Origin of the sequence: Bifidobacterium sp. UTCIF-38, assembly GCF_006454495.1 — a bacterium.
In the GTDB taxonomy this organism is placed as follows: Bacteria; Actinomycetota; Actinomycetes; order Actinomycetales; family Bifidobacteriaceae; genus Bifidobacterium; species Bifidobacterium callitrichos.
The window spans coordinates 1-5,419 of sequence record NZ_JFAL01000042.1; the positions used below are offsets into that span (position 1 = coordinate 1).

Annotated in this window: 3 rRNA genes; all 3 read right to left on the bottom strand. The window is 58.9% G+C overall.

Annotation, left to right across the window (positions count from 1 at the left end):
* Positions 1 to 2 precede the first annotated feature (2 nt).
* Positions 3 to 119, bottom strand: a 5S ribosomal RNA gene (gene rrf, locus BW11_RS11400).
* A gap of 169 nt (positions 120 to 288) precedes the next feature.
* Positions 289 to 3,351, bottom strand: a 23S ribosomal RNA gene (locus BW11_RS11405).
* 431 nt (positions 3,352 to 3,782) lie between these two features.
* Positions 3,783 to 5,302: ribosomal RNA gene (locus tag BW11_RS11410) — 16S ribosomal RNA — on the bottom strand.
* The 16S, 23S and 5S rRNA genes sit together here, the layout of an rRNA operon.
* Positions 5,303 to 5,419: the final 117 nt, after the last annotated feature.

The window sequence follows — 5,419 nt, forward strand, 5'->3', positions numbered from 1 at the left end:
GGTAGCGGCGACGTGCTACTCTCCCACATCCTCTCGGGTGCAGTACCATCGCCGTGCAAGGCCTTAGCTTCCGGGTTCGGAATGGGACCGGGCGTCTCACCTTGGCTATGGTCGCCGCAAATCTTCAATTAGACATCCCACCACAAGGGCGGGGGATGGAACCGTGACGGTTCGGGGACCGGACGGCGGACGCGAAAGTGTTGACGTTCTGTGACCCGTTCGACCTGTTCAGTGTCGTACCGGGTGGTTCGCGCAGTGCGTGACGCCCTCCCAAACGGATGGGAGGATGTGTGATTGCCTTTTCCCCGTTAGTACCGGTCGGCTCCACCCCTCGCGGGGCTTCCACGTCCGGCCTATCGACCACGTGTTCTTCATGGGGGGTCTCGAGGCCCGAAGGCCTCATGGAATCCTTATCTTGGAGCGGGCTTCCCGCTTAGATGCTTTCAGCGGTTATCCCTTCCGAACGTAGCCAACCGGCCGTGCCACTGGCGTGACAACCGGCATACCAGAGGTTCGTCCACCCAGGTCCTCTCGTACTATGGGCAGGTCTCCTCAAGATTCCAACGAGCGCAGAGGATAGAGACCAAACTGTCTCACGACGTTCTGAACCCAGCTCGCGTGCCGCTTTAATCGGCGAACAGCCGAACCCTTGGGACCTGCTCCAGCCCCAGGATGCGACGAGCCGACATCGAGGTGCCAAACCATCCCGTCGATATGGACTCTTGGGAATGATCAGCCTGTTATCCCCGGGGTACCTTTTATCCGTTGAGCGATGCCGCGTCCGTACACCGGCACCGGATCACTAGTTCCGACTTTCGTCCCTGCTCGAGCCGTCGCTCTCGCAGTCAAGCTCCCTTGTGCACTTACACTCGCCACCCGATTGCCAACCGGGCTGAGGGAACCTTTGAGCGCCTCCGTTACTCTTTGGGAGGCAACCGCCCCAGTTAAACTACCCGCCAGGCACTGTCCCAGAGCAGGATCACTGCTCGTGGTTAGACATCCAATGCGAACAGAGCGGTATTTCACCTTGCGGCTCCACACTGGCTGGCGCCAATGCTTCGAAGCCTCCCGCCTATGCTACACAATCCACACCGAATGCCAATACCAAGGTATAGTAAAGGTCCCGGGGTCTTTTCGTCCTTCTGCGCTTAACGAGCATCTTTACTCGTACTGCAATTTCGCCGAGCTCCTGGTCGAGACAGTGGGGAAGTCGTTACGCCATTCGTGCAGGTCGGAACTTACCCGACAAGGAATTTCGCTACCTTAGGATGGTTATAGTTACCACCGCCGTTTACCGGGGCTTGAATTCACCGCTTCGCGTGAGCTGACGGATCCTCTTAACCTTCCGGCACCGGGCAGGCGTCAGTGCATATACAGCGACTTACGTCTTCGCATGCACCTGTGTTTTTGGTAAACAGTCGCTACCCCCTCTTCTGTGCCACCCCCAACAGCTCCGCGCGCGAGGCGCCTCACCACCGGGGGTCTCCCTTAAACCGAAGGAACGGGAGCAATTTGCCGAGTTCCTTGACCAGGATTCGCTCGATCGCTTCGGTATACTCTACCAGACCACCAGTGTCGGTTTGGGGTACGGGCGGCAAACAGCCTCGCGCCGAAGCTTTTCTCGACGGTCGGGATCACCGGATTCGCGCCCAACGGCGCCCATCATCACACCTCGGCCCTGACGCCCCCCGGATTTGCCTGGGGAACGGCCTGCGTGCTTGACCACGGAAAACCACCTCCGCGGCCGGCTACCCGTCCGTGTCACTCCTCGCGCTACCCTACTACAACTACGCTCCCAACACCGCCACGATCCGAACCCCGAAGGGAACATCACACGACGACGGAGGTTAGTACTCGCTGCCTCGGATCGGGCGGCTGCAAGCCGGTACGGGAATATCGACCCGTTCATCCATTCGACTACGCCTGTCGGCCTCGCCTTAGGACCCGACTCACCCAGGGACGATGAACGTGGCCCTGGAACCCTTGGTCATCCAGCGGCGGGGATCCTCACCCCGCTCTCGCTACTCATGTCTGCATTCTCACTCCCACACAGTCCACGACACGCTTACGCGGCCGCTTCGACCCGGTGTGGGACGCTCTCCTACCCAGCAGAAAAACTGCTGCCGCGTCTTCGGTGGTGTGCTTGAGCCCCGCTACATTGTCGGCGCGGAACCACTAGACCAGTGAGCTGTTACGCACTCTTTCAAGGGTGGCTGCTTCTGAGCCAACCTCCTGGCTGTCTATGCGACTCCACATCCTTTCCCACTTAGCACACGCTTCGGGACCTTAGACGACGATCTGGGCTGTCTCCCTCTCGACGACGGAGCTTATCCCCCGCCGACTCACTGCCGGAATACACTTCACGGGTATTCGGAGTTTGGTTGCTGTTGGTACCCTGTACGGGCCCGCAAGCATCCAGTAGCTCTACCCCCCGGAAGCAATCAACCGACGCTGCACCTAAATGCATTTCGGAGAGAACCAGCTATCACGGAATTTGATTGGCCTTTCACCCCTAACCCCAAGTCATCCCCCCGGTTTTCAACCCAGGTGGGTTCGGTCCTCCACACGGTCCTACCCGCGCTTCAACCTGCTCAGGGCTAGATCATCCCGCTTCGGGTCCAGGACACGCGACTACAACGCCTTTTAAGACTCGCTTTCGCTACGCGTACACCACACGGCTTACGCTCGCCACATGCCACTGACTCGCAGACTCATTTTTCGATAGGCACGCCGTCACCCCACAAGAAGGCTCCGACGGATCGTAGGCGCACGGTTTCAGAGACTATTTCACTCCCCTCCCGGGGTACTTTTCACCTTTCCCTCACGGTACTCGTACACTATCGGTCAGACAGGAATATTTAGGCTTATGCAACGGTCTGCACGGATTCGCACGGGATTCCACGGGGCCCGTGCTACTTGGGACACGCGATCAGGAGACCATGCGCATACGGCTACGGGGCCATCACCCTCTACGGCCCGGTATCCAACCCGGTTCGCCTCACACATGGTTTTATCACTCCCGCCCGGCACGTCGGCACCGGGACACACGCTCCCACAACACCACGCACGCAACCCCCGACGGGTATCACACGCACGCGGTTTGGCCTGATCCGCTTTCGCTCGCCACTACTCACGGAATATCCTTTCCTGCAGGTACTGAGATGTTTCACTTCCCTGCGTACCCCCCGGCCGAAGCCGGTGACCGCCCATAACGACGGCCGTGTTCCCACATTCGGAGACCCTCGGATCGAAGCCCTGTTGGCGGCTCCCCGAGGAATATCGCTGCCTCAAACGTCCTTCATCGGTCCTGTCTGCCAAGGCATCCACCCTACGCCCTTGCAAGCAACCCACACCCAACAAGGATGCCGGCCGCCAGCACTGCCATAGCGAACTCCCAGACGACACATCAATACAACTAGAATGATCACAAAACGATCGACGAACACAAAAAAGTGCTCTTCGAAATCAACAGCAAGAAACAACAAAAGTTGTCACTTGCTCGCGTCCACTATCCAGTTCTCAAACCACCACCGCACACACGACCCGACCACCCGGCCAAACGACCGGACGACCACGCCGCGCGACGACGGACCCGCCCCCGCGAACAACCACGGGAAGTGGCGATCCGGGAACCCAAAAGCATGCCCGTACCACCGGCCACGACCAACGACGGCCACGACCACAAGCCAACGATCTCTTCCACACCAGCAACCCGGACCAACCGGAACATCCGGCCGCCGGGCCCACAACGACTCGCAAACACGAGCCTGAAATCTCCGTAGAAAGGAGGTGATCCAGCCGCACCTTCCGGTACGGCTACCTTGTTACGACTTAGTCCCAATCACGAGTCTCACCTTAGACGGCTCCATCCTTGCGGTTAGGCCACCGGCTTCGGGTGCTACCCACTTTCATGACTTGACGGGCGGTGTGTACAAGGCCCGGGAACGCATTCACCGCGACGTTGCTGATTCGCGATTACTAGCGACTCCGCCTTCATGGAGTCGGGTTGCAGACTCCAATCCGAACTGAGACCGGTTTTCAGGGATCCGCTCCAAGTCACCTTGTCGCATCCCGTTGTACCGGCCATTGTAGCATGCGTGAAGCCCTGGACGTAAGGGGCATGATGATCTGACGTCATCCCCACCTTCCTCCGAGTTAACCCCGGCGGTCCCCCGTGAGTTCCCATCACTGCATGCTGGCAACACGGGGCGAGGGTTGCGCTCGTTGCGGGACTTAACCCAACATCTCACGACACGAGCTGACGACGACCATGCACCACCTGTGAACCCGCCCCGAAGGGAAACGACATCTCTGCCGTCGTCGGGAACATGTCAAGCCCAGGTAAGGTTCTTCGCGTTGCATCGAATTAATCCGCATGCTCCGCCGCTTGTGCGGGCCCCCGTCAATTTCTTTGAGTTTTAGCCTTGCGGCCGTACTCCCCAGGCGGGATGCTTAACGCGTTAGCTCCGACACGGGACCCGTGGAAAGGGCCCCACATCCAGCATCCACCGTTTACGGCGTGGACTACCAGGGTATCTAATCCTGTTCGCTCCCCACGCTTTCGCTCCTCAGCGTCAGTAACGGCCCAGAGACCTGCCTTCGCCATTGGTGTTCTTCCCGATATCTACACATTCCACCGTTACACCGGGAATTCCAGTCTCCCCTACCGCACTCCAGCCCGCCCGTACCCGGCGCAGATCCACCGTTAAGCGATGGACTTTCACACCAGACGCGACGAACCGCCTACGAGCTCTTTACGCCCAATAATTCCGGATAACGCTTGCACCCTACGTATTACCGCGGCTGCTGGCACGTAGTTAGCCGGTGCTTATTCGAAAGGTACACTCACTCTCGCTTGCTCCCAATCAAAAGCGGTTTACAACCCGAAGGCCGTCATCCCGCACGCGGCGTCGCTGCATCAGGCTTGCGCCCATTGTGCAATATTCCCCACTGCTGCCTCCCGTAGGAGTCTGGGCCGTATCTCAGTCCCAATGTGGCCGGTCGCCCTCTCAGGCCGGCTACCCGTCATAGGCTCGGTGGGCCGTTACCCCGCCGACTACCTGATAGGACGCGACCCCATCCCATACCGATAAATCTTTCCCAACACGCCATGCAGCATGTCGGAGCATCCGGCATTACCACCCGTTTCCAGGAGCTATTCCGGTGTACAGGGCAGGTCGGTCACGCATTACTCACCCGTTCGCCACTCTCACCCAGGCCGAAACCCGGGATCCCGTTCGACTTGCATGTGTTAAGCACGCCGCCAGCGTTCATCCTGAGCCAGAATCGAACCCTCCACAAAAAAAACATGCGAAAGAGCATCGACAGATGACTCTCAAAACAAAAAAGACGAGAACATCCTTAAGGAAGGACATTCACACAAAACCCCGCCGCAATTCAACCCAACCAAGGGAACCCA